Annotated in this window: 3 protein-coding genes and 1 pseudogene; all 4 read right to left on the bottom strand. The window is 34.4% G+C overall.

Features of this window, described 5'->3' with window-relative positions; genetic code table 11:
• A pseudogene (locus COZ07_RS07925) lies at positions 1 to 193 on the bottom strand (hypothetical protein); the annotation flags it as partial.
• A 31-nt stretch (positions 194 to 224) separates the two neighbouring features.
• Positions 225 to 2,957: a formate dehydrogenase subunit alpha gene (gene fdhF / locus COZ07_RS07920; protein ID WP_406608028.1), complete on the bottom strand. Its 2,733-nt coding sequence runs from the start codon at positions 2,955 to 2,957 to the stop codon at positions 225 to 227.
• Positions 2,958 to 3,047: 90 nt separating this feature from the next.
• Positions 3,048 to 4,832 (bottom strand): NADH-quinone oxidoreductase subunit NuoF, encoded by a 1,785-nt coding sequence (gene nuoF / locus COZ07_RS07915; RefSeq protein ID WP_406608027.1) that lies wholly within the window; start codon positions 4,830 to 4,832, stop codon positions 3,048 to 3,050.
• Between the two features lie 184 nt (positions 4,833 to 5,016).
• Complete coding sequence (locus COZ07_RS07910; RefSeq protein ID WP_406608026.1) at positions 5,017 to 5,148, bottom strand: hypothetical protein; 132 nt, start codon at positions 5,146 to 5,148, stop codon at positions 5,017 to 5,019.
• Positions 5,149 to 5,187 lie beyond the last annotated feature (39 nt).

Below are 5,187 nucleotides of genomic sequence, written 5' to 3'. Positions count from 1 at the left end.
TAGTTATAGTGGCTAATTCTGAACCAAAACCAATAAATGCCCCAGCTAATATTCCTAAAAGAAGCATACGAGATATTGATAAATTAGCCTTAGCCTTGCCTATTGCAATCATTGCATTGGCTATTCCACCAGGTGAAAGAAACCCTGGCAAAATGTATCTGATGTGTTGAGTTGTTTCTTTTTTTGAATCCATTTTTTTCTCCTTTTAATTAGTTTTAATTTTTTTATATTTTTTTAATTTTAATAGCACATACTTTATATTCTGGAATCTTAGAAACTGGATCCAGGGCAGCATTAGTAAGTAAATTAGCAGCAGCTTCATGAAAATGAAAGCTCATAAAAACAACTCCCTTTCCTGATTTTTCAGTAACCTTTGCTTTAGCTTTAATCTTTCCCCGGCGAGAGGTTACTTCTACAAATTCTCCATCTTTAACCTTTAGTTCTTCTGCATCCTGGGGATTAATTTCTACTAATGCCTCAGGATAAATTTCATCTAATCCTTTAGACCTTCGAGTTATAGTACCGGTATGGAAGTGATATAATACCCTTCCGGTAGTTAAGAGTAAGGGATACTCTTCGTCGGGCAGTTCAGCTGCTTCTTTAAATTCTACAGCAGAGAATTTCCCCTTACCTCTACTAAATTTATCTTTATGCAGGTATTTGGTTCCCGAATGATTAGCATCAAGACAAGGCCATTGTAATCCCTCTTTATCCAATCGGTTATAATGCATTCCTCCATAAATGGGAGTAAGCTGGGCAATCTCTTCCATTATTTCTCCCGGATTATTATAGTTCATATTATAACCCATCTTTTGAGCTAATTCGCAGATAATCTGCCACTCTGGTTTAGATTCACCTACCGGTTCAACAGCTTTTCTAATCCTTTGCACCCTTCTTTCAGTATTAGTTAAAGTACCATCTTTTTCAGCAATAGTAACTCCTGGTAAAACTACATCTGCCAATTCAGCAGTTTCGGTCACAAAAATATCAGAAACTACTAAAAACTCCGTTCTCTTTAGTGCTTCTCGAGCATGATTTAAATCAGGGTCAGACATAGCAGGATTTTCTGCCATAACGAATATGCCTTTAATTTTTCCCTCGTAGGCAGCATTTAATATCTCTACTACAGTTAATCCAACTTTATCGGATAGTTCTACTCCCCAGGTTTTGGAAAATTTTTCTCTAATTTGAGGGTCAATAACTTTTTGGTAACCAGAATAAACCTCCGGCAATGCTCCCATATCACAAGCTCCTTGTACATTACTCTGCCCACGTAGAGGGTTAACCCCGGCACTTTCTTTGCCTACATTCCCGGTAAGCATAGAAAGGTTAGCGGTAGACAAAACATTATCGGTTCCGGTAGTATGCTGGGTAATCCCCATTGAATAAATAAGAGAGACGGTGGGGGCAGTAGCATAAATCCGGGCCGCTTTTCGGATATCTTCTACTGGTATGCCAGTAATCTTTTCTACGACTTCTGGAGTATATTTAATCACAGCCTTTTTTAATTCTTCATAACCTTCTGTCCTTTGAGCAATAAATTCCTTATCTTCTAAACCCTCAGTAATAATCACATTCATTAATCCATTAAATAAAGCTACATCAGTTCCTGGTCTTTGTCTGAGCCATAAAGTAGCATATTTAACCAGTTCAATCTCTCGGGGATCAGCCACAATTAACTTTGCTCCATTTTTGGTAACTGCTTTTTTAATCTCCAGAGCAATTATAGGATGATTCTCGGTAGTATTAGAACCGGTAAGATAAATAACTGAAGCATGGGCAATCTCTTCGATGGAATTAGTCATTGCTCCACTACCGAAGGCTTGAGCTAAACCAGCCACAGTCGCCGAATGACACAAACGAGCACAATGGTCAACATTATTAGTTCCTAAAACTGCACGTCCAAATTTCATTAAAAGATAATTCTCTTCATTGGTACATTTTGCTGAAGATAATACGGCTAAACTATCACTGCCACTTTCTTTTTTAATTTGGGTAAACTTACTGCTAATTAATTGGTAAGCTTCCTCCCAGCTGGCTTTCTCAAATTTACCTTTTTTCTTAATCAAGGGAGTAGTTAAACGGTCATCTCGATGAATATAATCATAACCGAAACGTCCTTTAACACATAGATTAATTCCATTGACTACACTCTCCGGATTAGAAGTAACTTTTATTACTTTTCCCTCTTTTACATTAAAGTCGAAATTACAACCACATCCACAGTAATTACAGGTAGTCTTTACTTTAGTAAATTCCCAGGCCCTTCCTTTTCCTTGAGCAGCTTTATCAATCAAAGCACCTACGGGACAAACAGCCACACACTGCCCACAAGAGACACAATTTGAATATTTTATTTTAGCCTTAAAACCAGGGGTCATTTTTGTTTCAAAACCCAAACTATTTCCTAATCCCGCTATAATCTCTGTTTTAGAGCCTCTATAACCAAAACCGATAGCATGTGATTGTTGAATTTCATTACATATTTCTACACATCTACCACATAAAATACATTTATTCAAATCCCTTACTATAAAGGGATTGGTTTCGTCTAAAGGTATCTCCTTATCATTTCGTCCAAATCTTGATTCTTTAATGCCTAAATCATAAGCAAGATTCTGTAAATCACAATCACCATTTTTTTCACAAGTCATACAATCTAAGGGATGATTAGAAATTAATAATTCTACAACAATTTTGCGTGCTTTTATAACCCTTTCGCTATTAGTATAAATTACCATTCCTTCTCTTATGTAAGTCATACAAGATGCTGATAAAGTGGGTGCACCTTCAACCTCAACCACACAAACTCGGCAAGAACCTGGAGAAAACCCTAATTCAGGCATAGTGCATAAAGTAGGTATTTTAATCCCTGCTTGTTTAGTAACTTCCAGTATGGTTATTCCTTCTTTAGCTATTATTTTTTGACCATTTATGGTCAAATTTACTTCTGTCATTATAGCCTTCCTTCCCTTCTCTCTCCTAATTTAAATAATTTAAAATTCTTATAAAACATAATTATTTCTTTTATATAATAAATATTATTATCACTCTCTACATACATTCAAGGGACAACCCTTCTTTTGAATGTGCTCCCGATATTCTTCAGGGAAAAGTTGCAAAGTATTTAATAAAGAATTTGGAGCAGTCTGTCCTAATCCACAAAAAGAGGCATCTTTCATAATTTCTCCTAATAATTTCAGGGTCTCTAAATCATTGTTTTCACCTTTTCCCAGAGCTATCTTAGTTAAAATTTGATATATTATTGCTGTACCTTCTCTGCAAGGGGTGCATTTTCCACAAGATTCATGTTGGAAAAAGCGGGCTATATTTCTTACTATATCTACCACACACCTATCTTCACATAAGACTAATACCACACCCGAACCCAGAGTTAAGCCAGCTTGAGATAAAACCTTATAATCTAAAGATATATCTATCATATCCGGTGATAAGTAACTTCCTGAAGGACCTCCTAATTGAACCATCTTTAATTTCTTTCCTTCTTTTATACCGCCACCAATATCATAAAGAATATCTTTTAAATTCGTACCCAAGGGCACTTCCACTGCTCCCTGATTTTTTATATCTCCTAAAAGGGTGAGCACTTTAGTCCCGGTACTTTCAGCTAGTCCAATTTTATTATACCAATCTGCTCCCTTTAAAATAATGGAAGGAATATTAGCTAAAGTTTCTACATTGTTTATTACTGTTGGTTTATTCCAAAGCCCTGAGGTAGGAGGATAAGGAGGCTTTAATCTTGGTTCTCCTCTTTTACCTTCAATAGATTCCATTAGAGCAGTTTCATCGCCACAAATATATGCTCCTGCCCCTTCTCTAATTACTAGATTAAAAGAAAATTTAGTCCCCAAGATATTTTTCCCTAAATAATTTTGTTCTTTTGCCATCTCGATAGCTTGTTTTATTCTCTTTATAGAAAGGTTATATTCTCCTCGAATATAAATATAACCATATTCTGCACCAACAGCATACCCCGCAATAACCATTGCTTCAACAATTTTATGAGGATCATTTTCTAAAATTAAACGGTCTTTAAAAGTTCCTGGCTCTCCTTCATCTGCATTACAAACAATATATTTAGGTTTATCTGCTGCTCTAAAAGTAAATTCCCATTTTAAACCTGTGGGAAAGGCTGCTCCTCCTCGACCTACTAACTTTGAATCCTTTACTTCTTTAATTACCTCTTGAGGAGTCATCTTAATAATTGCCTTTGATAAAGCAGCATATCCGTTTCTCATTTTATACTCTTCAATTGATTCTGGATTAATAATTCCACAATTTTGTAAAACTATCCTCCCTTCTTTATTGCTTAAAATATTTGCTCTTAAACTAACAAATTTTTCTTTTTCTATTTTTCCTCTTTTACGCCTCTCAATTATTTGGTCCAATTTCTGAATATTCAAATCACCATATACTCTATCATTTACCATTATTGCTGGAGCAACTGCACAAATACCTAAACAACTAGTTGATTCTAAAGTAAAAAGTCCATCTGCACTAGTTTCTCCTTCTTGAATTTTGAGTTTATCCTTAAGATACTTTAATAAATTCTCACTTCCAGCCATATAACAAGGAGTACTGGAACAAATTCTTAACACATATTTTCCTTTGGGCTTTGGACTTAACAAGGTATAAAAAGTGACTGCTCCATACACTTTACTTAAAGGAAGATTCAACTTTTGAGCTACTTCTTCCAATTGGGTAGGAGTAATATAATTTTGTTTTTTATGAATTTCTCGAAGTATTTGTATAAGATTTTCTGATTTATTCTCATAACAGTTAGTTACTTCGCTTATCATAAGATCTTCCATCTTTTATCATCCCTTTCTAATTTCTAATTTTTAATATTTTTGGAAACTTTACTTAATAGTTATTTTTGATCTAAACTCATATTTCTTTCTTAAAAAATACTTATTCAACAATTCTTATATTAATTAAAACATTTACAAATAATTTTGTGAAAAAAATCACAAATTTAAAATAGAAATAATTTTATTATGAAGATAAGTAATAGGTCAACCCTTCAAATTCAATAGATAAATCAACATCATGTAACTTAATTTCTAGTAGTAATATTATGTAGGTAGGGGCAAAAATTAAGATGGCTTTAACTCCATCTTTAACCATCTTATCTGCCACCTCTTAAGCTGAAGTAGCTGAAACAGT

It is taken from the genome of Candidatus Infernicultor aquiphilus, assembly GCF_002784285.1.
Lineage (GTDB): Bacteria > Atribacterota > Phoenicimicrobiia > Phoenicimicrobiales > Phoenicimicrobiaceae > Infernicultor > Infernicultor aquiphilus.
This window is presented reverse-complemented; position numbering and strand designations above follow the sequence as displayed.

Coding starts and splice junctions, on each gene's coding strand:
- fdhF (WP_406608028.1), bottom strand. CDS start 2,957: ATGACAGAAGTAAATTTGACCATAAATGGTCAAAAAATAATAGCTAAA.
- nuoF (WP_406608027.1), bottom strand. CDS start 4,832: ATGGAAGATCTTATGATAAGCGAAGTAACTAACTGTTATGAGAATAAA.
- COZ07_RS07910 (WP_406608026.1), bottom strand. CDS start 5,148: ATGGTTAAAGATGGAGTTAAAGCCATCTTAATTTTTGCCCCTACCTAC.